At 36.4% G+C, this 23,393-nt stretch carries 26 protein-coding genes; 3 read left to right on the forward strand and 23 right to left on the reverse strand.

Annotated features, from left to right (window positions below; translation table 11 throughout):
- Window positions 1–47 precede the first annotated feature (47 nt).
- Complete coding sequence (locus FVQ77_07900; protein ID MBW8050246.1) at window positions 48–719, forward strand: phosphoadenylyl-sulfate reductase; 672 nt, start codon at window positions 48–50, stop codon at window positions 717–719.
- A gap of 14 nt (window positions 720–733) precedes the next feature.
- Window positions 734–1,678 carry an SDR family oxidoreductase gene (locus FVQ77_07905; protein MBW8050247.1) on the forward strand — a complete coding sequence of 315 codons (945 nt, stop codon included), beginning with the start codon at window positions 734–736 and terminating at the stop codon, window positions 1,676–1,678.
- A 19-nt stretch (window positions 1,679–1,697) separates the two neighbouring features.
- On the opposite strand, the gene FVQ77_07910 is transcribed toward FVQ77_07905, so the two are convergent.
- The 14 genes from FVQ77_07910 to sufB all read right to left on the reverse strand — a co-directional run bounded on the left by FVQ77_07910 (window position 1,698) and on the right by sufB (window position 14,337).
- Window positions 1,698–1,946, reverse strand: coding sequence for a hypothetical protein (locus FVQ77_07910; protein MBW8050248.1), 249 nt, complete (start codon window positions 1,944–1,946; stop codon window positions 1,698–1,700).
- Between the two features lie 32 nt (window positions 1,947–1,978).
- The gene (locus FVQ77_07915; GenBank protein ID MBW8050249.1) at window positions 1,979–2,395 is read right to left on the reverse strand and encodes a BrxA/BrxB family bacilliredoxin; all 417 of its coding nucleotides are present in this window, start codon (window positions 2,393–2,395) and stop codon (window positions 1,979–1,981) included.
- A gap of 285 nt (window positions 2,396–2,680) precedes the next feature.
- Entirely contained in the window at window positions 2,681–3,013 is a 333-nt protein-coding gene (locus FVQ77_07920) for a DUF59 domain-containing protein (protein MBW8050250.1), read from the reverse strand.
- A gap of 45 nt (window positions 3,014–3,058) precedes the next feature.
- Entirely contained in the window at window positions 3,059–3,481 is a 423-nt protein-coding gene (locus FVQ77_07925) for a SufE family protein (GenBank protein ID MBW8050251.1), read from the reverse strand.
- A gap of 218 nt (window positions 3,482–3,699) precedes the next feature.
- On the reverse strand, window positions 3,700–4,047 hold the full coding sequence (locus FVQ77_07930) for a hypothetical protein (GenBank protein ID MBW8050252.1): 348 nt from the start codon (window positions 4,045–4,047) through the stop codon (window positions 3,700–3,702).
- A gap of 40 nt (window positions 4,048–4,087) precedes the next feature.
- The gene (locus FVQ77_07935; protein MBW8050253.1) at window positions 4,088–5,347 is read right to left on the reverse strand and encodes a cysteine desulfurase; all 1,260 of its coding nucleotides are present in this window, start codon (window positions 5,345–5,347) and stop codon (window positions 4,088–4,090) included.
- Window positions 5,347–6,507 (reverse strand): histidine kinase, encoded by a 1,161-nt coding sequence (locus tag FVQ77_07940; protein MBW8050254.1) that lies wholly within the window; start codon window positions 6,505–6,507, stop codon window positions 5,347–5,349. The genes FVQ77_07935 and FVQ77_07940 overlap by 1 nt, the downstream gene beginning before the upstream one ends.
- A gap of 17 nt (window positions 6,508–6,524) precedes the next feature.
- Entirely contained in the window at window positions 6,525–8,165 is a 1,641-nt protein-coding gene (locus FVQ77_07945; GenBank protein MBW8050255.1) for a tetratricopeptide repeat protein, read from the reverse strand.
- A gap of 259 nt (window positions 8,166–8,424) precedes the next feature.
- Window positions 8,425–9,042, reverse strand: coding sequence for a tetratricopeptide repeat protein (locus FVQ77_07950; GenBank protein MBW8050256.1), 618 nt, complete (start codon window positions 9,040–9,042; stop codon window positions 8,425–8,427).
- Between the two features lie 616 nt (window positions 9,043–9,658).
- Entirely contained in the window at window positions 9,659–11,104 is a 1,446-nt protein-coding gene (gene sufD / locus FVQ77_07955) for a Fe-S cluster assembly protein SufD (protein MBW8050257.1), read from the reverse strand.
- A 12-nt stretch (window positions 11,105–11,116) separates the two neighbouring features.
- Window positions 11,117–11,560 carry a HEPN domain-containing protein gene (locus FVQ77_07960; protein ID MBW8050258.1) on the reverse strand — a complete coding sequence of 148 codons (444 nt, stop codon included), beginning with the start codon at window positions 11,558–11,560 and terminating at the stop codon, window positions 11,117–11,119.
- A complete protein-coding gene (locus FVQ77_07965; GenBank protein MBW8050259.1) occupies window positions 11,560–11,877 on the reverse strand; it encodes a hypothetical protein in 318 nt (105 codons plus the stop codon). Before FVQ77_07965 ends, FVQ77_07960 begins: the two co-directional genes overlap by 1 nt.
- 36 nt (window positions 11,878–11,913) lie before the next feature.
- Window positions 11,914–12,681 (reverse strand): Fe-S cluster assembly ATPase SufC, encoded by a 768-nt coding sequence (gene sufC, locus FVQ77_07970; GenBank protein ID MBW8050260.1) that lies wholly within the window; start codon window positions 12,679–12,681, stop codon window positions 11,914–11,916.
- A gap of 210 nt (window positions 12,682–12,891) precedes the next feature.
- Window positions 12,892–14,337, reverse strand: coding sequence for a Fe-S cluster assembly protein SufB (gene sufB / locus FVQ77_07975; GenBank protein ID MBW8050261.1), 1,446 nt, complete (start codon window positions 14,335–14,337; stop codon window positions 12,892–12,894).
- Window positions 14,338–14,652: 315 nt separating this feature from the next.
- Here sufB and FVQ77_07980 point away from each other — a divergent pair, with 315 nt between their 5' ends.
- Window positions 14,653–15,729 carry an acyl-CoA desaturase gene (locus FVQ77_07980; protein MBW8050262.1) on the forward strand — a complete coding sequence of 359 codons (1,077 nt, stop codon included), beginning with the start codon at window positions 14,653–14,655 and terminating at the stop codon, window positions 15,727–15,729.
- Between the two features lie 197 nt (window positions 15,730–15,926).
- On the opposite strand, the gene FVQ77_07985 is transcribed toward FVQ77_07980, so the two are convergent.
- The 9 genes from FVQ77_07985 to FVQ77_08025 form a co-directional block, all read right to left on the reverse strand.
- On the reverse strand, window positions 15,927–16,553 hold the full coding sequence (locus FVQ77_07985; GenBank protein ID MBW8050263.1) for an arsenate reductase ArsC: 627 nt from the start codon (window positions 16,551–16,553) through the stop codon (window positions 15,927–15,929).
- Window positions 16,554–16,586: 33 nt separating this feature from the next.
- Window positions 16,587–17,108, reverse strand: a complete 522-nt coding sequence (locus FVQ77_07990) for a DUF2480 family protein (protein MBW8050264.1) — start codon at window positions 17,106–17,108, stop codon at window positions 16,587–16,589.
- A 6-nt stretch (window positions 17,109–17,114) separates the two neighbouring features.
- Window positions 17,115–18,095: a tRNA (adenosine(37)-N6)-threonylcarbamoyltransferase complex dimerization subunit type 1 TsaB gene (tsaB, locus tag FVQ77_07995; protein ID MBW8050265.1), complete on the reverse strand. Its 981-nt coding sequence runs from the start codon at window positions 18,093–18,095 to the stop codon at window positions 17,115–17,117.
- Between the two features lie 77 nt (window positions 18,096–18,172).
- Window positions 18,173–19,048 carry a sulfite exporter TauE/SafE family protein gene (locus tag FVQ77_08000; GenBank protein ID MBW8050266.1) on the reverse strand — a complete coding sequence of 292 codons (876 nt, stop codon included), beginning with the start codon at window positions 19,046–19,048 and terminating at the stop codon, window positions 18,173–18,175.
- Between the two features lie 89 nt (window positions 19,049–19,137).
- Complete coding sequence (locus FVQ77_08005) at window positions 19,138–20,796, reverse strand: S41 family peptidase (GenBank protein ID MBW8050267.1); 1,659 nt, start codon at window positions 20,794–20,796, stop codon at window positions 19,138–19,140.
- The gene (gene rnpA / locus FVQ77_08010; protein ID MBW8050268.1) at window positions 20,796–21,170 is read right to left on the reverse strand and encodes a ribonuclease P protein component; all 375 of its coding nucleotides are present in this window, start codon (window positions 21,168–21,170) and stop codon (window positions 20,796–20,798) included. Before rnpA ends, FVQ77_08005 begins: the two co-directional genes overlap by 1 nt.
- Entirely contained in the window at window positions 21,151–21,306 is a 156-nt protein-coding gene (locus tag FVQ77_08015; GenBank protein ID MBW8050269.1) for a 50S ribosomal protein L34, read from the reverse strand. The genes rnpA and FVQ77_08015 overlap by 20 nt, the downstream gene beginning before the upstream one ends.
- A 192-nt stretch (window positions 21,307–21,498) precedes the next feature.
- Window positions 21,499–22,416, reverse strand: a complete 918-nt coding sequence (locus tag FVQ77_08020; protein ID MBW8050270.1) for a sugar kinase — start codon at window positions 22,414–22,416, stop codon at window positions 21,499–21,501.
- Between the two features lie 113 nt (window positions 22,417–22,529).
- Window positions 22,530–23,393: hypothetical protein (locus tag FVQ77_08025; protein MBW8050271.1), on the reverse strand; the 864-nt coding region annotated here is incomplete at its 5' end.

Here is a 23,393-nt window from a genome sequence, read left to right on the forward strand (position 1 = left end):
TTATATTTGCAACAAACTTGTCCTGAGCGATAGCGAAGGAACCAGGAATGTTTAATATCAATCCTATAAAACAACAAATCACCAACTATCAAAAGCAAAAGTTAAGGCTATTTGCCAGTTCATCATTTCAAACGCATAGTATAGTTTTATTACACATTTTGAGTAAAATTGATAAGAGCATTCCCATATACTTTATCAATACCGGTTATTTGTTCCCTGAAACGATCCGATACAAGGAACAAATTACAGCGTTACTTGAGTTGGACGTACAAGATGTTTTTTCACCAACACCCAAACATTTGCAAAAAGATGAAACGGGAAGGTTGTTATTTACTTCTAATCCTGAATTTTGCTGCTATTTAAACAAAACCCAGCCTTTAGAACCTATCCTGGCAGCGCATGACGTTTGGATCAGTGGAATACGTGCAGACCAGAGTACCAACAGGCAAGAAATGAAAAAAGAGGAAAAAGCTCCGTTTAATACCCTCCGCTATCATCCTATGCTTGACTGGGATACCAGGTTGATTGAACAGTACCTTAAAGAATATGACCTGCCGAGACATCCGCTTGAGGAAAAAGGATATTTCAGTATTGGATGTGAACCATGTACGCGAAAATTTATCCTTGATGATGGTGATGGCTCTGAGATTAGAGACGGCAGATGGTTTGGAATGAATAAAACTGAATGCGGGCTGCATACTGATTTAGTAGAAAAATAATACATTAACCTAAAATGAAAGTACTAATTACTGGTGGAGCAGGCTACATAGGTACCGGCCTGATACATAAATTAGCCGGAAATGACAAAGTTTCGGAAATTATTGTTTATGATAATCTGAGCAGGCCGAATTATAATCTTTTTCTTCACGAAGATATTCCTGATGCTAATATTAAATTTGTTTTTGGAGATATATTGGATTCAAGAAAGCTAAGGGAAATGTTGAAAGGGGTTGATGTTGTATATCATTTTGCTGCAAAAGTAACTACTCCCTTTGCCAATACTGATCCTCACTTTTTTGAACAGGTTAATCATTGGGGTACGGCAGAGTTGGTTTATGCCATTGAAGAGAGCGAGGTATCAAAGCTGGTCTATACCAGCAGCACTTCTATTTATGGCGCTTCAGACAGGCTGGTAGATGAAGATTCCGTTCCCAACCCGAGAACCTTTTATGGAATTTCGAAATTACGGGGGGAGGAACATGTGAGAAGGTTAAATGACAAGATCAATACAATTATTCTGAGATGCGGCAATGTGTATGGTTACAATCCAAGTATGAGATTCGATGCGGTGATAAATCATTTTATGTTTGATGCGCACTTTAAAAATCGTATACAAATACAGGGTAACGGAAAGCAGACGAGAGCCTTTATCCACATTAAGAAAGTAGATGAAGCTCTTGCCAGACTGATGGAAACCAATATTCCCTCAGGTGTTTATAACCTGTTAGACCAGAATATGTCTGTTTTGGAAGTAGTGGACGTAATAAAAGAAATATACCCTACATTGGAGTTTATTTTCATCAACCAGCACATGGATTTAAGGGAATTACACGTAAATCCCAAAAGCAGATTATACCGGTACTTCAAGCTTCCTGAGACAAATTTAAAAGATGAATTGATGGCTTTTAAGGAGAGTTTTGCTTTCAGGACGGTGGAGGAGGTAGTGGAGTTAATATAATTATATTTGCAATAATTAATTATATAAGTGATTTGCTATACTTCTCAAATTCTTCACCTGTAAAGCGAACGAGATTTTTATTCTTTTTTATATCTTCTATCGCTTTCAGAAGATGTGCCCTGTTTTTAGGATTTTTGAGCAAAAAAGAGGTTTCATCGTGGGTATCAGAAACAGTGACTTCTATTTCCTTCTCTTTAAAAAGCGTTTTTAGAGTTGCCAAAAAAGCGCTGTTGAGTTCAGAAGCTTTTAAACGAAATACAGTTTCCATAATAAATAATAATTTGAAATACAGGCAATTTCTTAACAAAACTCCTCAAATGCCCCCACCAGATTCTCAGCGATCATCTCAGGTGTTCTTCCTTCAATGTGATGCCTTTCTATAATATGCACCAACTCTCCATCCTTAAATAAAGCAATGGAAGGCGATGAGGGAGGATAAGGCTGCATATATTCCCGGGCTTTTCCGGTAGCTTCAGTATCTACGCCTGCAAAGACCGTAGTTAGCTTACCAGGTTTTTTGTTGCTGTTTTTGGTGGCTAATATTACGCCCGGCCTTGCGCTGCCTGCTGCACAGCCGCAGACAGAATTTACCACTACTAAAGTTGTTCCTTTATGATCCTTTAAAAGATCTTCAACTTCTTCAGGTGATTTTAGTTCCTGGAAACCTACCGTAGTAAGTTCTGCCCGCATTGGAGCTACCATTTTTTCTGAATACATAGTTTTAAAATTTAAAGTAACTAAATTTAAAATACCTGAAATTTTAGTTCATTTCAGTCATTAGGGCATCTCTAAAAACTACATATTTTTTAAAACACACCCCTTGCCCCTCTTGATAGAGGGGAATGTATGGTGTAGTTTTTAGAGATGCCCATTAGTTATTGCTATTGCCATTGCCCCTATTCATCGGATGACGCCAATGCACAATCTATCCAGTCATCAGATGATAGCCATCACTTGTTATAGTCATTGTCATTTAGTTGCATTTAGGCGTGGCATCGTGTACTACATAAAACCCAATTCCAACTTTGCTGCTTCACTCATCTTGGTTTGATCCCATGGCGGATCCCATACCAGATCCAGCGTCACATCATTTACTTCCGGTATAGACTTGACTTTTGCTTCAACTTCTGGTGGTAAAGTCTCTGCAACGGGACAGGCTGGAGAAGTTAAGGTCATTTTAACGTAAACATTGTTGACCGGGAAAACTTCTATTTCATAGATCAATCCCATTTCGTAAATATTAACCGGAACTTCAGGATCATAAATGGTTTTAAGCACTTCAATGATCGTTTCCTTTAATGCTTTAATATCGTTTTCAGTGTTTATTGCAGCCATATTGTTGTTTTTGTGTTTTTTTTAAAAAGCGAGAAGTATGTCGCGTTACAATTTTGCTTTATACGCCAGCGCATAAAATTTCATTTGCTTTACCATAGCCGCCAGGCCGTTTGACCTGTTGGGCGAAAGGTGCTGCCGCATTTCTATTTTATCAATGAAATACAGATTAGAATTGATGATCTCATCGGGATGCTGTCCTGAATAGACCCTTACTAACAAGCTTACCAGCCCTTTCACAATCGCAGCATCACTATCTGCCTCAAAAAACAAACACTCACCATTTAAATAGGTATGGAGCCACACCGTTGACTGGCAGCCTTTTACTTTATTTTCATTAATTTTATGTTCATCAGGCAATACAGGCAACTTTATGCCAATTTCTATGATATGTTTGTATTTTTCGGTCCAATCATCAAAAAATGAAAATTCTTCTATGATTGAGTCTTGCGTTTTATTGATGCTGGACATTTGTCCTATAAATTAATTTAATTATCAAGTGTATCAATTATCTTTTTGACATTTTTAAATCCTGATTTTATCATTTTAACGTCACAAAATCCTTCGTAATATCCTCCAACGTGCAAATTTTCATAAACGGTATTATAATAGTCCATTAATTTCCCATTTCTGGGGATCTTTTTAATATACATCGTATATTGATCAATACTTTTAGGCAGGTTACGCTGCTAATAAATTGACTTAATTTTATCCACAAACTTTTTTACCTGCTCTGAGTTTGCTATTACATCTTTTTTGGAAAACCAGCCTTCGTAAAAATTGGAATGTAATGCAGATGCATTACCGAATAAACCTCTCAATTCTTCATCATCGGTTTCACTGGCTATTTTACCAACAACTTCAAAAAGTTCTCTATGACCGTTATGAACCCACCCTTTTTTTTGGGCATAAGCTTTGACAATTTGAGCGGCAGCTCCCCATATTTTTTCAGATGCTTGCTGTAGTTCTCCTTTTTTCATTTCTTTTTCGAAATCTTTAAGGAATTTGTCAGCCACTTTTATATAATTTTTTTTCATAATTTATTTTTGTAATAAACCACCTATTTTGGAATGTCATTTATTTAAACATTTTTATTACCTTATAAATTCCCTCAACAAGCAGATCAACTTCACTTTTGGTATTATAAAACGCAAAAGACGCCCTTGCAGTTCCGGAAATATTAAACCTGTCCATAAGCGGCATGGTGCAATGATGCCCGGTTCTTACCGCAATCCCTTCGGCATCCAGCAATATCCCTGCATCCTGATGGTGTATTCCATCCAAAACAAATGAAATGACGCTTACTTTTTCTTTTGCCGTACCAATGATCTTTAGTCCTTTAATATCCTGCAATGCTTCAGTAGCATATTTGAGCAGTTCATCTTCATAAGCTGAAATAGCCTCTTTTCCGAGCTTTTCAGTATATTCTAATGCCTGTTTAAGTGCAATGGCATCGGCTATGTTGGGCGTACCGGCTTCAAACTTATAAGGCAGATCGTTGTATGTTGTTTTTTCAAAAGTAACCTCATCTATCATTTCCCCTCCACCCTGGTAAGGCGGCATGGCTTCTAATAATTCCTTTTTTCCATAAAGCACGCCAATACCGGTAGGCCCATACGCTTTATGACCGGAAAAAACAAAAAAATCACAATCTAATTCCTGGACATCAATGGTAAGGTGTGGCGCTGCCTGCGCCCCATCTAACAATACCGGGACACCAAACTTATGAGCAGATTCAATGACCTTTTTAACTGGATTGATCGTTCCCAGCGTATTTGAAATATGATTAATGGAGACAAACTTTGTTTTCTCACTTAATAATTTTTCGTATTCTTCAATCAGTATCTCCCCGTCATCGTTTATCGGAATGATCTTTAGCTTTGCTCCTTTTTCCTCGCACAGTATCTGCCACGGAACGATATTAGAATGATGCTCCATCGCTGAAATGACCACTTCATCCCCTTTTTTAATATTTTTTCTGCCATACGAAGATGCTACGAGGTTGATGCCTTCGGTAGTACCTTTTACATAAATGATCTCTTCAATAGCAGAGGCATTCAGGAAGTTTTTTACAGTTTCCCTGGTTTCTTCAAAATCATGCGTTGCCGCTTCACTCAGGCAGTGTATGCCTCTATGCACATTAGCATTGATCTTATTGTAGTAATTGTTGATTGTGTCAATAACAATTTTTGGTTTTTGCGAGGTGGCAGCATTATCTAAGTAAACCAACTGCTTATCATCACGAATTCGTTGGTTTAAGATAGGGAAGTCGGCTCTGATCTTGTTTACATCAAAGGTTTTTGGTTTTTTGATATTATTTGATGAAACAGCATTCATTATTTAATAACGTAATTTAAAGTTAGTTTAAACAATTCACCAATTTCTGTAATTTCTACTTTTCCTTTCATTTCCTTAATTATCGTTGGAATACCTCTTCCTAAGCCATCAATATACCTGTAATTGTCAAGATATTTCAGAATAAAATGGTTTCGTATTGCAGAGTTACCGTATTTGATTTTTTCTACAGTTAGTGTATTTGCAATTTTCCCGGGGGAGGTAATCTCAATTTTGTCATTAAAAATATAAACCATAGTTTTCCTGTTAATGATAGAATAATCTCTATGACAAACGGCATTTACTAATGCTTCTCTTATCACTTTTGGCGGCAATAAATTTTTTTCTTCTCTTTTAAGCCCGTTAATCGTTGAAGGCTTGGGTAAAAATAATTGTATCAAAGATGCTGTATTATCAATAATATCCGGGAGAGTGCCGGTGATCTCTTTTTTATCAACCAGTTCATCGGTAATATTTTTCCCTTTAAATACTGCAAAAATGATAGCGCTTTGCGGCAGGTATTTTTGAGGTTCTTTCCCAAATATGAGCATACCTCCTACACTCACAACATTGCCATCCAGAAAAGGCACTAATATATCCGTATTGAACAGCAAATTTTCCCTCTCTGATTTTTCAATACCTTGATAATCAATGTGATAATAAGTATTCCAGTAATTATGCAGTTTATCGTTATCTAAGCAGCTCATATCAGCTCTTTCTAAAGGTGAGATATCGAAATTTACCAGCCCCGCTTGTTGAAACAGCCGGCTCAGCTCTTCTTTTGTTGCACTTCTGTTAGTTGAACCAACTCTTATCCAGAACCTTCCGTCTATTGTTTGATATGGCTTATAAATTCCTTTCGGTACTTCTATAACACCAATTTTTTTATTTTTGTTGGTTTCTGTATAAATTATAGGATCCATAGCAGGAACAACATTATTACGTGAAATATTAGCAATCCACTCATCAAAATTTTCAATTTCCATTCCACTTATTTTTCCATCATCATCAACCCCAATTAACAGCGTGCCACCCAAAGTGTTTGAAAATGCAACCAAACCTCTCGCTACGGCATCAGGGCGTACTTGCCCGCTTTTGAATTCAATGGCGGCATTCTCTCCCTGAGAAATTAAAGCTAATAAATTTTCTTTTTTATTACTCATACCATTCCAATTATTCTCTATTTACATATTTGTTTAATTACTTTTTTATACGCTTTATAATAACCAAGCTCACCGGCTTTACTCAAATCCAAACAAGCGCCTGTTATATCATCTAACATAACTTTTGCAAGACCTCTGTTTAAATAAGCCTTTGCAAAATCAGGTTTTAGCTCAATCGCTTTATTATAATCTTTTATTGCTCCATAGCGACCCTCCAGGTCATCTTTAGCATTACCTCTGTTTAAATAAGCCCATGCAAAATCAGGCTTTAGTTCAATCGCTTTATTATAATCTTTTATTGCTCCAATGTAATCCTCCAGGTTATATTTAGCAAGACCTCTGTTACAATAAGCCTTTACAAAATCAGGCTTTAGCTCAATCGCTTTATTATAATCTTTTATTGCTCCAATGTAATCCTCCAGTTTACCTTTAGCAAGACCTCTTTTAAAATAAGCCACTGTATAATCAGGTTTTAGCTCAATCGCTTTATTATAATCTTTTATTGCTCCATAGTGATCCTCCAGGTCATCTTTAGCAACACCTCTGCCAAAATAAGCCTCTGCATCATCAGGTTTTAGCTCAATCGCTTTATTATAATCTTTTATTGCTCCAATGTAATCCTCCAGGTTAACTTTAGCAACACCTCTCTCATAATAAGCCTCTGCATCATCAGGCTCTAGCTCAATCACTTTATTATAATCCTTTATTGCTCCATGGTAATCCTTTAGGTTATGTTTAGCAAGACCTCTGTTATAATAAGCCGATGCAGAATCAGGCTTTAGCTCAATCGCTTTATTATAATCTTTTATTGCTCCATAGTAATCCTTTAGGTTATATTTAGCATTACCTCTGTTTAAATAAGCCAATGCAAAATCAGGTTTTAGCTCAATCGCTTTATTATAATCTTTTATTTCACCATAGTAATCCTCCAGGTTACCTTTAGCAAAACCTCTGTTATTATAAGCAAATGCATAATCAGGTTTTAGCTCAATCGCTTTATTATAATCTTTTATTGCTCCATAGTAATCCTCCAGTTTACGTTTAGCATTACCTCTGTTATAATAACCCTTTGCAAAATCAGGCTTTAGCTCAATCGCTTTATCATAATCTTTTATTGCCCCATAGCGATCCTCCAGGTCATCTTTAGCATTACCTCTGTTTAAATAAGCCTTTGCAAAATCAGGTTTTAGCTCAATCGCTTTATTAAAATCTTTTATTGCTCCATAGTAATCCTGTAGTTTATATTTAGCAATACCTCTGTTATTATAAGCATCTGCAAAATCAGGCTTTAGCTCAATCGCTTTATTATAATCTTTTATTTCACCATAGTAATCCTTTAGGTTACCTTTAGCAACACCTCTGTAATAATAAGCCTCTGCAAAATCAGGCTTTAGCTCAATCGCTTTATTATAATCTTTTATTGCTCCATAGTGATCCTCCAGGCTACCTTTAGCAAAACCTCTTATAAAATAAGCATCCGCATAATCAGGTTTTAGCTCAATCGCTTTATTATAATCTTTTATTGCTCCATAGTAATCTCCTAATTCAACTTTAGTAACACCTCTGTCAATATAGGTATCTGCCTCATCACCTGTTTTTTGTGAATAAGCTGAAAAGCTAAAAAGAATCAGGAAAACGGATATTTGTATTTTTGTCATAATGATTTTGGTTTAATATACCAAATGTCACTTTGCTTCATACAAGTCTTCAATGTCTAATGAAGTAAATGTAGTTAATTCCTTGTCGTTTCATAGTCTTTACGAAGTATTTCAACTGCTTTTTTCATTTGATTTTTTATTTTCTCTATCTCGAAAAAACTTCAAAACTCTTTCAATAATTACCTTTCTGCCGGTAATTGGTAATTTTTCAATCTCTCTTATTAATTGTTGTGTTCCCATTAGTCAAATATATTAATTTCTATTTACATAATTGTTTAATTACTTCATACGCTTCATAAACACCAAGCTCACCGGCTTTATTCATATCCAAACAAGCGCCTTTTTTATCTCCTAATGTATGTTTAGCAATACCTCTGATAAAATAAGCCCCTGCAAAATCAGGTTTTAGCTCAATCGCTTTATTAAAATCTTTTATTGCTCCATAGTGATCCTCCAGGATAGCTTTAATAGTACCTCTGTTACAATAAGCCCCTGCAAAATCAGGTTTTAGCTCAATCACTTTATTATAATCTTTTATTGCTCCATAGTGATCCTCCAGGTAACCTTTAGCATTACCTCTGTTATAATAAGCATCTGCAAAATCAGGCTTTAGCTCAATCGCTTTATTATAATCTTTTATTGCTCCATTGTAATCCTCCAGGTTACCTTTAGCAATGCCTCTGTTATAATAAGCCAATGCATAATCAGGTTTTAGCTCAATCGCTTTATTAAAATCTTTTATTGCTCCATAGTGATCTCCTAATTTACTTTTAGCAATACCTCTACTATTATAGGTATCTGCCTCATCACCTGTTTTTTGTGAATAAGCTGAAAAGCTAAAAAGAATCAGAAAAACGGGTATTTGTAATTTTGTCATAATGATTTAGGTTATTTTATACTAATTTCTAAATGTTTGCCTAAACCGGTTTCAACTATTGAAAACTACAGAGATGTTTAAGTCTTTTATCCTGTTTATTTTAGTTGATCCCCGGTATTTTAATTTTTCGTCTCATTTGAGTCCAGGATTTAATTCATAAAATACATCTAAAGCCCAGTCTGAGTTATCACTCAACCATTCGTATGCTCTTTTCAATTGCTTGTTTAAGATATTTGAAGTAAAAATAGTAAGCGCCTTGCCCAGAACGGCTTCAAATAAGGTGATGCGGAGAGTGCTGATAAATTAATATAAATGAAAACCGGCAGTCCACAGTCGGCAAATTTTTCCCCGATGACCCGATGTAAAACACAAGCTGACGCTTGCGCCAGAGGGGTGTGTCTTGGTGTTTTTGTGGCAAAATTGAGCATACCGATCCGAATAGTAACAATCTATTTTGATGAATGCTTTTGTTGTTCCTGCCGTTGCTGGTATTTAACAATGGCGAGAGTAATCAGGGCAAGCGCTCCAAGTACTAACAATGTAATAGAAAACCAAGTCATAAATTTAATTTTATTGCAAAAATAGTATTTATTAGTGTTTATTCTAATAATATTTTTCATTTATTCAACCGATCAGCTATAACCCTTTGCAAATACTCCTTCAAATCACCAATTTTAATTTTATCAAGTATTTCACTCACAAAAGCATGGATCAACAAAGCTTTTGCCCTGCCCTCATCAATCCCTCTTGAGCGAAGATAGAAAAGCGCTTCTTCATCTATTTGCCCGGTAGTGGCACCGTGGCTGCACTTTACATCATTAGCAAATATTTCTAATTGAGGTTTTGTATTTACCGTAGCGTCATTTGATAGTAAAATATTCTTATTTGACTGGAAAGCATTTGTTTTCTGAGCATCCTGCCTTACTATGACTTTGCCATTAAATACACCGGTGGATTTATCGTCAAGAATCCCTTTATACAATTCTTTACTAAGAGAATTAGGTACTGCATGATCAACCAAAGTATGATTGTCAACATGACTTTTACCGTTTAAAAGGTATAAGCCATATAATTGCGTTTCACAACCTTCACCATCTATCTTTATGTTCAGATCATTGCGGATAATATCGCCATTGAGAGAAACAGTGGTAGAAGTAAAATTGCTGTTCGCTGCCTGGTAAACCTGTGTGGTGCCTATGTGCCAGGATGTATCTCTATCATTTTGTATTTTGTAGTAATCCATTGCAGCGTTTTTCCCAACCATTATTTCAGTAACAATATTTGTAAATCCGGACCTCACGCCTGCCTGCCCAATACGAGGCAAGTGGGAGGCAGGCAGGTCTATGGTGCTGAAAGATTCTGCTATGCTCACCCTGCTATTTTTACCCAATAAAAACAGGTTACGTGGCTGTGCGATAATATTTGATTGCCTTGTATCAGTGATAAAGTATAATAGTACCGGATAACTTACTACTGCTTCCTCGGGCACATAAATAAAAGCCCCATCAGCAGCGAATGCAGTGCTTAAAGCTGTAAAGGCATTATTTTGAAAATCTGCATATTTGCCAAAATGCTTATCAATCATACCCGGGTCATTTGCCATAGTCTTTGCCAGGCTTTCTATCCTCAATTCATTTGCAGGACTGATAATAGTTGAAAATTCTTTGGAATAGTGTCCATTAATAAAAACAACTGTATTAGAGACGCCCAAATTGGTAGAGACGTCCAAATTGGGCGTCTCTACCAATTTGGGCGTCTCTAACACAGATCTATGAAACAAACAGGGCTGAATGTTACTTTTTGAAGTGGACTCCGACTCAGTCGGAGCAGGTGAAATTCGGGTGGTTAAAAAATCAAACTCATTGTTTAGAATGGGGTTAATGTTCGTGTATTTCCACTCTTCATTTTTAGTGGTTGGAAAGCCGAGAATTTCAAATCTTTTTATTGCTGCGCTTCGGATTTTATTTATTGATGAAGTTGCCCTCCCATTCAATTTACTGTTAAATATATCAAATGAAGAGATAAATTTTTCTTTCAGATGTGAAGTATTTATTTGATTCATAAATTTCTAATATTAAGCTTTGTCATTATCTTCAATGTCATTAGCTTCAATGTCATTATCCTGAATTTTCTTAAGCAGATATTCTTCTATTTTATTTACAAAATCCTGAACTTTGGGAAACATGTTCTCAACGTCCCCCTTTTGAAGATCTACTGTTTGATTATAATCACCTTTTATTCGAAGATCAAAAGCAACATGCAAAACTTTTGAAAGGCCTTTTTCTAAAATGCCTGTTTTAATAAAATATCTTCCAAATAAATTACGTGCTCCACTATGCGAAGCTATTTCTATCTGTTTTTTAAGAAAAAGTGCAAGTACAGAATAGTGTATTGCATAATACAATCTGTTCATTATCGAGCGGGCACTCATTCCTTCTCTTAATAGTACATTTGCTTCCTCAAGGGACTCATTTGCGTGTTTCAGCCTCCTGGTCATTTTATCCTTCCATTCATTCATTATATTCTTATTCCGTTACTATAAATATTTTTAATCGGCCATGGTGAATTGTTGTGACCATTTTCAAATTCACTTTTGCTGGTGGGAAAAGTAAGTAAACATGCATCTTCAGATAACTCTACTTCCCAGGCACAGTCACTGATATGCTCTTCAATTTCCCTATTAAGCTCATCTACAACAATTAACAGTTCAAGGTTAGAGTATCCAATGGCTTCCTTGCATTCTTCAGAACGATACACAATTAATTCATGAACCTTAACTTTCTTTGAAACAAGCTCCTTAAATTTTTTGGCGATATTTTGATGTTTTTCTAACATATTAAATTAATTAAATCAGACATATTTTATAAAATACTACGCAATTAAAAGCGTTTTGTTTGATTCCTTACCTAACCACTCATAACCTTTTTCTTCCAATTTCAGGGCAAGCTCTTTACCTCCTGTTTTTGCAATTTTACCTTTATGGAGAACATGTACATAATCGGGTACTATGTAATTTAAAATTCTTTGATAATGAGTTACAATAATTATCGCATTGTCTTTGGTTCTCAACTTATTGACTCCATTAGCCACTATTTTCAACGCATCAATATCAAGTCCCGAATCTGTTTCATCCAGAATGGCAAGCTTTGGCTCCAGCACTGCCATTTGAAGTATTTCATTGCGTTTTTTCTCTCCTCCTGAAAAGCCTTCATTTATAGACCTGCTCAGCATATTTTGTTCAATTTCCAGTAGCTTCATTTTTTCTTTAATAAAAGAGAGGAAGTCAGAAGCTTTCATAGGTTCCAGTCCTTTATATTTTCTGATTTCGTTGAGGGCGGTTTTTAAAAAATTCACAGAACTTACCCCCGGTATTTCTACAGGATATTGGAATGCAAGGAAAACTCCTTCCCTGGCTCGTTCTTCGGGAGGCATATCTAATAAGTTTTTGCCTAACCAGGATACTTCACCATCCGTAACCTCATAATTTTCTTTACCTGCCAAAACTGCCGCAAACGTGCTTTTTCCCGAACCATTAGGTCCCATAATGGCATGCAGCTCACCTGGCTTAACTTCCAGGTCAATGCCGTTCAATATCTGCTTGTCTTCAACAGATGCTTTTAGATTCTTTACTATTAACATATATTTTATTAGTATCGGAATTTCAATAATTTTCTTTTGCCACTAAGACACAAAGACACTAAGTTACACAAAGTTTTTTATAAAACCATTCTTGTAATGCCGTATCGGATAAGGGTTTAAATTTATCTTTTTGCATCTTGGTGTCTTTGCAGCCAATATATAAAATTTTCTTTGTGTCTTGGTGTCTTAGTGGCAAATATTTTTTTCAAATTACCCCACACTCCCCTCCAAACTTACAGCCAAAAGCTTTTGAGCTTCTACAGCAAATTCCATGGGTAAGTTTTTGAGCACTTCCTTACAATAACCGTTCACGATCAGGGCAGTAGCATCTTCGGTAGAGATCCCTCTCTGGTTGCAATAAAAGATCTGGTCTTCACCAATTTTAGAAGTAGTAGCTTCATGCTCAACGATTGCAGTATTATTTTTTACTTCAATGTAGGGAAAGGTGTTGGCGCCACATTTATCTCCCATCAGCAGTGAATCGCATTGTGTAAAATTCCTGGCATTTTCGGCTCTTTTGAGTACTTTGACCAATCCCCTGTAACTGTTGTTACTTTTTCCCGCAGAGATACCTTTTGATATGATCCTGCTTTTTGTGTTTTTACCGATGTGGGTCATCTTGGTGCCTGTATCAGCTTGCTGGTAATTATTGGTAACTGCTATGGAGTAAAATTCACCGGCTGAGTTATCTCCCTTTAAGATAACGCTCGGGTATTTCCATGTGATGGCTGCACCTGTCTCTACCTGTGTCCAGGATATTTTAGAATTATCGCCTTTGCAAATACCCCTTTTAGTTACAAAGTTGAACACACCACCTTTACCATTTTTGTCACCGGGGTACCAGTTTTGTATGGTAGAATATTTCACTTCCGCATCTTTATGGGCTATTATTTCAACTATGGCAGCATGCAGTTGATTTTCGTCACGCATTGGAGCAGTGCATCCTTCAAGGTAACTAACATAGCTCCCCTCTTCTGCTATGATGAGCGTACGTTCAAACTGTCCCGTATTTGCCTCATTGATCCTGAAATAGGTAGAAAGCTCCATAGGGCAGTGTACGCCTTTGGGAATATAGCAGAATGAGCCGTCACTGAACACGGCCGAATTGAGCGCTGCAAAATAATTATCGGTAGGGGGAACCACCGAACCCAGGTATTGTCTCACCAGGTCAGGATGTTTTTCAATGGCTTCGGTCATTGAGCAGAAAATAACGCCTATCTCGTTTAATTTTTCCTTGAAAGTTGTAGCCACTGAAACGCTGTCCATTACAACATCAATGGCAACGCCAGTAAGCCTTTTTTGTTCTTCAAGTGAGATGCCCAGTTTTTCAAAGGTTTTCAAAAGTTCGGGGTCCACTTCATCAAGACTTTCAGGTTTAGCTGTTTGTTTGGGAGCAGCGTAGTATATGATATCCTGGTAATCAATTTCAGGATAGGTTACATTTTGCCATTTAGGTTCTTTCATAGTGAGCCAATGCCTGAAAGCTTTAAGCCTCCTTTCCAACAGCCATTCAGGGTCATTCTTTTTGGTAGAAATAAACCTGATGATATCCTCATTCAACCCTTTGGGCGCTGTATCACTTTCAATATTCGTCTCAAACCCGTATTTATACTCGGATGAGGTTACTTTTTCCAGTATTTCTGTTCCGTTACCCATGTTCTTATTTTTATTTAGACTAATTCTAAATTAGAAATTACAAATGTACAACAAATTTTGTAATAAAAGGGTTTCAATGGATATAATTATTTTTTAAAATAGAAAGGCTATATTTTAAATTAGCGTTGTAAAATGCATAATTTTTCAAATTGCATTATCAGAAAAATAAAACTGACAAAAATCATTTTTTTAAAATTTGCTTAATATTAAATTTGCCAAATATTGCGAGCAAAGTAGAGACGTTACATGTAACGTCTCTACAAAAACAACATACTTTTGCACCCGAATTAATTACGTAACCAAAAAAATAAAACTATGGCAGAAAAAATAACATTCGCAGGAAAAGGTGATTCTGAATTCTTTTCAACTTTAAAGAAAAGAATAGAAGCATATTTTGAGGATAAAGGAATATCCCAATATGCAAATGGCTTTATGATCTTTAAAACATTATTTATCCTATCAGTCTTATTTGGCTCCTACTTTCTATTGATTTTAGGACAATACAGCCTTCCGGTAATGTATCTGTTATGGATACTGGTGGGCTTATTTACTGGCTTTGCCGGTGTAAATATATGCCACGATGCCATTCATGGCGCTTACTCGTCAAACAAAACAGTAAATTTAATTTTAGGCTATATACTGAATATTGCCGGTGGCAATGCCTATCTGTGGGGCCTCACGCATAATATTGCGCATCACACCTACACCAATATCCAGGGATATGACGAAGATCTTAATGCGGTACCCCTGGTAAGGTTATCTCCACACCAGAAGCGCTATAAGATACAACGTTGGCAGCATTGGTACACTTTCTTTTTTTATGGATTCACATCGCTTGCATGGGTTTTTCTGAAAGATTATAAAAGGTTTTTTCAAAAAAGCACAGGAAAATATCATGACAAAAAACATCCGAAAATTGAATATTTTAACCTGTTTTTCTTCAAAGCCGTTTATTATTTAGTGTTTTTGGCTTTACCCTTAATATTGATAAATCAGCCATGGTGGATCATACTAACCGGATTTGCCGCCATGCACTTTTTCGAGGGAGTTACACTGTCAATAACAATCATGCTGGCACATCTGGTTGTTGATGTTGATTTCCCCTTGCCGGATAAGGACGGTAAAATCGAAAACAACTGGGCAGTGCACCAGTTGCTTACCACGGCCGATTTTGCACGTAATAATCCTGTTATATCATTCTTTTTTGGCGGGCTGAATTTTCACATTGAGCACCATCTTTTTCAAAGAATCTGCCATGTACATCACCGGCCTCTTTCCGATATAGTGAAGCAAACGGCAGGGGAGTTTAACCTGCCATATTATGATTATCCGACAATTGGAGGTGCTTTACGCTCTCATGTACGGTTTTTGAAAAAGTTTGGGAGGGAGTAAACCAATTCGTGTTTGTAGAGACGTTACATGTAACGTCTCTACAAACACGAGTAAACCAAAATATTTTAACTATGTTCAATGAATGTTCTTCCCATAGAATACGATACTCCTCATAAGATACGCAATAAACAATCCGCAGTTTGCAGGATTAAGGGAAGAATGGCAGCGGGGGTTATAATTAACTTGCGAATTTTTTTTTAAGCTGTTTTATAGCGCTTTACTAAGTCTTTACAATAGTGTTTGATCTCATCCCTTACTTTTCTATATTCATTTAATATCTCTTCCTCTGTTCCTGTAGCATTGGTAGGGTCTGCAAAGTCGTGATGTAATCTTTTTGAAGAACGTTGGTTTAGGGGTTGGCCAGTTCTCCCCCCTTTATCAGCCCCCCTAAATCCCCCCAAAGGGGGGACTTTGCCATCGCTTTTGCCTCGGGGAAGGGTAAAGTGTTGGCCAGTTCTCCCCCCTTTCTTCTTTCCCCCCTTTGGAGGGATTAAAGGGGGGCTTGGAGTCAGAGGGGGGCTGTGGGGGCTTGGAGTTAGAGGGGGGCTGGCAGGAAAGTTTGGGCAATGCTCCTGTGCATTATCACATACTGTGATCACAAGATCAAAATTATTTTTTGAATATTTATCAACACTTTCAGATTTGTGATTGGAAATATCAATACCAATTTCCCGCATCACCTGAACGACTTTTGGATTTAGTCCGTACGCAATTATACCTGCACTACTAACTTCCACTTCACTGTCTGCATAATGCCTGATAAACCCTTCGGCCATCTGGCTTCTGCAGGAATTGCCTGTGCAAAGAACTAAAATCTTTCTCATTTATATAAAGTCTATTAAAAAATAATACAAGTTTTATTTCGGTTGGGTTTTTTTAAATAATGGCACTGCACTGCAAGCTTCTCCAAACATAATGCTCAATGCCACAGGCATAAGTAACCTTGTAATTTCTACGTAAGCAGAGGGTGGAATTGGGGCGCTGCCACAGCCCTTTACTATTACTTTGGCGCCTTTAAATTTATTCAGATCTATCTTTGACAACGCATCCTGAAACAAAGCTTGCTCTAATATCTCAAGATCACCCCATACAACCCTATTAGCATAAGGTGAGATATGTACTGTTAAAAGCATATATGCCCACGTAGGTATCACTGCATCAACACTGCAAGTGAGGGCTACATTTTTATTTTTGTAGATCGTCCAGTCATTTTCCTTAACAAATTTTCTAAACTCCTTTTCTTTTAAAGCGATCCCTTCATACAGATTATCTTTAATATCATAAACTACGCGTTCGCCCTGGGAATAATAATCTTCAAGATTCAGGGTTATTAGGCTGCTTTTTGCTACTCGGTTTACTATAACATCCTGATTTTCCATAATATTTTAGAATGACACGAAATCTTTAAGATAGAACGGTTCAAAATATGCTACATCCTCAAAATCGTTTTCTTTGTAACGGTTTGTTGCAAGATAGCCAATATTTTTGGCAGATGGAAAGATATCGTCTATAAAAATTGCATTTTCATGCTTTGAAAGTATAGGCCTGCATTTATCCATTCCATCTCCAAAAAAAATCACTTTACTTGCCGATAATACATCTTTAAATGAAAATTCATCTATTATTTCTGCGGAAGTATCTTTAATAAACTCATTTGATGTATTAAACATAGCATAAAAAACTTCCATTCTGCGTGCATCAAGCATAGGGCAGATAAGGATTTCGGATTTCGGATTTCGCCTTTCGGATTTCGCCTTTCGAATTTCGGATTTCGCCTTTCGGATTTCGCCTTTCGGATTTCGAATTTCGGATTTAAGATTTCGGATTTCGTCTTTCGGATTTCGTCTTTCGGATTTCGAATTTCGTCCCGAGTACTCGGGATCGGATTTAAGATTGGATATTGGGAATTGGAGTTGTTGGATTGTTGCCTTAACAAACTGTTGATTTAGTCCATAAGCCATCGCTTGCAATGTATTTATTGCAATTAGAGGCTTTTCAAGGGCATAGCAGAGGCCTTTTGCTGTGGACGTGCCTATTCGCAGCCCTGTATATGAACCCGGCCCTTTGGAGATTGCGATGGCGTCTATTTGATTAAAGTTAAAACCATTCCCGGAAATGATATTTTTTGTTAATACGGTTAAAATCTCACCGTGAGACTTTTCTGCAATAATTTCATTACGAGCAACCAGGATGCCTTGTTCGTGGAGGGCGACAGAGCAGACTTTTGTTGAGGTTTCTATGCTTAAGATTAAAGACATGACAAAGTAAGTTAGTTTCTGGGTGCTGGGTATTGGGTGCTGGGTAATTAGAAAATAAAGTAACATTTGTATACAGAACCCAGAACCCAGTACCCAGTAGCTGTTCATTAAGAGTACGAAGGATAGATTTGAATATATGTGTATTTAAAACAAACTAAATTCCGAATTGATAGCATCAATTCTTATTAGAAAATGTCCATCATTTTTTTAATGATCACCACGATCAAAAAAAATGAAAAAATTATATAGATCGTTTTAGAAGACGCCTTTTTTGAAACCGTTACCCCAATAGGGGAAGCTACTACTGCACCCAATGCAAGTGAGAGAGCAACCGGAAAAATAATGTATCCAACACTATAGTGATTAGTGAATGGTGATTGGTGTATGGTGTGTGGTGTTTCAAGCATATTAAAGGCAGTCATTATCAAAGATGTGATGGTGATGACGCCTAGCGAGATAGCATTTGTTTTTTTAATATCAATGTGCATAATAGAATTAAGGATTGGAATAATTATTATGCCACCTCCTAACCCGGATAATGCTGATAATGCTCCACCTGCCAATCCTGCTAAGGTCAGTTTTTTCTTATCTGTATTTTCCTGCTGGTCTTTTGCTGTTTTCAATACAGATGCTTCTTTTTTAACACCATAGTGGGAGGCTTTTGGTAAAAAATAAAATTTTTGGAGAAATCTGGAAAGCATAAAGATCAATAATAAAACAACAACAATGTTGAATATTTGCCTGGAATACCAATCTGTGTTGACAATAAGTTGCAGGAATAATATCGCGCTAAATGCACCAGCCAATCCAACAAAAAGAGCTTCTTTTAAATAAAAACTTTTACGTTTAACCAATACAACATTTGCAGCCAATGAAGCAAAAAGAGCAGCAAAAATGGAATTAGCAATGGTATATTGAACAATTTCTGAATGGGGAGTTCCAAAATGCGGTAAAACGGCAGGAATTACCAAAATGTAAATGATACCACCGCCTATTCCTAATAATCCTGATAAAAATCCGCCAACACTACCTGCAATGAATAAGTATAAATAAAAGGACATTTTGGAATTTCGGATTTAAGATTGTGGATTTGGGATTTTTGTTTACGGTTTTAAATCCGAAATTGAAAATCGGAAATCCGTAATTCTAATTATTTTCCTTTTAGAATCTTATCATATCTTTCAGGATCATTAAACAGTTCTAATGCAGCTTGTATATACAGATCATTATCAAATGAAGCTTCTACAACCCCTTTTTGCAGATAATACATTTTAACGATCTCTTCTTCGAGCAATTCACTGACATCTTCCCTGAACTTTTGCAGGTCAGTTTCTTTATTATGTTTTACCTGTTTTTTTAAAGACTCTATTTGGTTTTTAATATCATCGTAATATCTTTCTTTCTTGGCTTGTGTTACTAATTGTTCAAGTGTATTCTCAACTTTTGTTTTATAATCATATTCTTTATCTGATAACCAGCTTATAAAATGCTGGTATTCAGCATCAGATAGTTTAAACAGTTTTGCGGGTAAAATAGAATCGTGCCGGCTATGATAATCCAGGGCATAATCAAACAATAAAACTTTCTTAATTAATCTGAGAGTAATTGGCGCCAATGGCTTGGATTCAACGGTTATATCAGGGGTTATACCGCCTCCGTCATAAACGACCCTGCCATTTTTTGTATTAAAAGCAGATTTTAAGCTATCAGGCATTTTACCTACGCTTCCATCCGCATTTCTATTTTTGTAATTGATAGCCTGGATACATCTGCCGCTGGGGATGTAATACTTTGCTGTAGTGATCTTTAACTGAGAATTGTATGAGAGGGGCCTTGTTGCCTGTACCAAACCTTTTCCAAAAGTCCTTTGTCCTAATATGACTCCCCTATCATAATCCTGTACTACGCCAGCCACGATTTCTGATGCAGAGGCGCTCTTTCTATCTGTAAGAATAACAAGCGGTATTTCAGTATCAGCAGGTTGACCGAGTGTGATATATTTTTTATTCCAATTTTTTACCCTGCCTTTTGTGCTAACTACTTCCATGCCTCTTGGTATAAATATATTTGAAACATTAACGGCTTCATTTAACAACCCGCCAGGATTACTCCGTAGGTCAAGAATAATTTTTGTTGCTCCTTTATCTTTGAGGCTGTTCAAACCCTTTTTTACTTCCTTAGATGCACTTGTAGTAAAATCGGATAAGCGAATATAGCCAACTTCATTATTGACCATGCCATAATAGGGCACATTTTTAATTTTTATTTTTTGCCTGATTAATTCAATATCAAATTCATTTTTTACATCATAACGCTGTATAGTTACTGTAACCATTGTACCTGCCTGGCCTTTTAACAATTTACTTATATCGTTTGAAGACTTGTCTGTGATGTTAATTCCGTCAATTTTTAAAATTTCATCTCCTACCTGCAGGCCGGAATTATGGGCAGGAAATCCCTCGTAGGGTAATAATATAATTGTTTTACCATTTCTTTTACCAATTATGGTACCGATTCCCCCATATTGTCCTGTAGTCATCGATCTGTAATTCTCAATCTCATCTTCAGGTATGAAGTTGGTATAAGGATCTAATGATTTCAGCATCGCATCAATGGCTTGATTCATTAATTTAGCCGGCTTAATATCATTAACATAATATTGATTCACTTCTCTAAACAGGGTACCAAAAATATCGAGGTATTTTGATATTTCAAAGAATTTTTCTTGCGGAGGGGCTACGGCAATGATGCTAATAAAGAGGGAGAACAGCAGGCCAACAATAGTAATTTTTTTTATGATATTTTTCATTATACATAATTTAAACGTTGTAAAGCCAAAATTAGTTTTCTTTCTAACTCCTGAAAAGGTATTTTCTTATCTGAAACATATATTATTGCAATAGCATAAGGTGTTTTAAATTTAGAATTTAGAAGAAAATGTTTATTTATCCTATAAGCCTCTATCATTTGTCTGCGAATTCGATTTCTGTCAACTGCGCGCTTAAATTTTTTTTTGGAAACAGTGATCAATACCTGGGGGAAATCTCTTTTTTCATTTGAAAGATATAAAAGGCGAATAGGAAAACAATTGACTGATCTCCCTTTTTCGAAAAGTTCCTTAATTAATTCTTTGCTTTTTAAACGTTCTCTTTTTGTGAATTTTTTATGGATGTCTTCTTTCATCAGAGACACTAAGCTTTTTTCTGCCTTTAGCTCTTCTTCTTGCCAATGTTTTTATACCACCAACCGAGCCCATCCTCTCTCTGAACCCGTGTTTATTTTTTCTTTTACGTTTATGTGGTTGATATGTTCGTTTCATCTCTTAATTAGTTATTTAAGTTAGTTGGTGTAAAGTTAACTTTATTTTTTGTATTTGCTATCAATGAAATAGCAAATAAGTACGAATGTACGAAAAAGTAAGAGACATAATGTTACCATCAGAACGTGTTTGTAGCCTGAGAATTCGTATAAATTTCGTTATTTTTTGAAGCTCATTTTAGGCATTTTACCATTAATTAATCTCAAATTGAACCAGGTCAACAAATTGTCGAACCCTGTCTTGCAAACCTTCCTTTGATAAACCAACCAATCTCTCTGTACCAAATTTCTCAACACAAAAAGATGCCATTGCCGAACCATAAATGATGGCTCTTTTCATATTTTGGAAGGAAATATCGTTGGTGCTTGCTAAATAACCAATAAATCCACCGGCAAAGCTATCCCCGGCACCGGTAGGGTCAAATACATCTTCAAGCGGCAGGGCAGGTGCAAAAAAGACCTGATTTTCATGAAACAATAAAGCGCCATGCTCCCCTTTTTTGATAATAAGCACTTTAGTACCCGTTTTTAAAATCTTTTTTGCCGCTTTTACCAATGAATATTCATTTGATAATTGTCTCGCCTCTTCATCATTGATAGATAGTACATCAACCATAGAAATAGTTTCCAAAAGATCATCAAGGGCAGTATCCATCCAGAAATTCATCGTGTCCAATACGATCAATTTCGGACGGTTATTTAATCTTTGAATAACTGTTTTTTGAATTTGGGGTACTAGGTTGCCAAGCATAAGAAAGTCACAATCCTGGTAAGAACCGGGAATGACCGGGTCAAAATTTTCTAATACGTTCAATTCAGTAATTAGTGTCTCCCTTGTATTCATATCATTGCTGTACTTGCCTGACCAGAAAAATGATCTTTCGTTCTCCTTAATTTGCAAGCCTTCTGTATTGACACCATGGTTTTGCATTAGCTCAATATCAGTTACTGCGAAATCTCCACCTACTACGGCTACCAGATTTACAGGCTTTGTGAAGTAAGATGCAGCCAGTGAAATAAATGTGGCCGCCCCGCCTATGATCTTATCTGTTTTCCCGAAGGGGGTTTCTATGGCATCAAAGGCTACGGAACCTATTACGAGTAAGCTCATTATTATTGAATTTCGGTATTTTAAGTTGCTTCTTCATATAACTTTTTCTCTTTAATTTTTACAAATTAAATGAATAATCCAAAAATATCCAAATACATTTTATTTTTTAAAAATTAAGATAAAGTATCTTCATAAAAGATCACTGTCTTAAAATACTCCCCATTAGTCTCAAAAACCAACTGCCTGGAAGGCTCTTTGATTCCATAATAAGACGAATAAAAAGCATCTCTTTCTTTGCCTTCAATTTCATTTCCGTTTTTGTCTCTGCTAGTGATCTTAAATCCATCCTTAGAAAAATCAGGAGCAAAATTCCAGATTTGTTTTGCGGATAATTTGATGCCTGGTGGGGGTATTTCAATCACATCCTCTATTTCCCAGAGCAATTGCTTTTTATGCTGCTTTACAATACGGGTATGAAAAATGTTGGGCTTAATATGCTTAAAAGCATGAATTTTTCCCTTAAATATGAGCCACTCATCATCTTCACTCAAATTAGCTTCTACCGCCTGGCTCCAGTAATACCAGATAAAATGTTCTCCCTTTTCCATTTGATCGTAATTGCCAAGCATTACTGTATTGTGTGAAATGGTTCCCATGAAATATTTGATATCTTCAGGAGTAGTGTTGTATTTAAAAGAACCTGCATCACGCAATATATTTTTGCCGTTTACCCAAATATCTAAATGCAGGTTATCGGCCTGGGAAGGACGGTCTTTGTGTTTGCCGCAGCGGATGAAAGCAAACCTGGTGTTATCTCTTAATACATAAAATCCCCCTTCTTTAAAGGCAGCCTCACGCCTTAAATTAGGCTTTACATCAAACTCTTCCTCTCCCTGCCAGCCCACCTTTAAATCACCTCCGCCACTATTCCTTACCCCCGAGCACTCGGGGGTGAACGGGTGAATGGGTGAATCGGTGAATCGCTTCGTTTTTATTCTCTCCGTTTCTCCGATTCCCTGTTTCTCCTTTTCGGGGGG

This window comes from Cytophagales bacterium, assembly GCA_019456305.1.
Classification (GTDB): domain Bacteria; phylum Bacteroidota; class Bacteroidia; order Cytophagales; family VRUD01; genus VRUD01.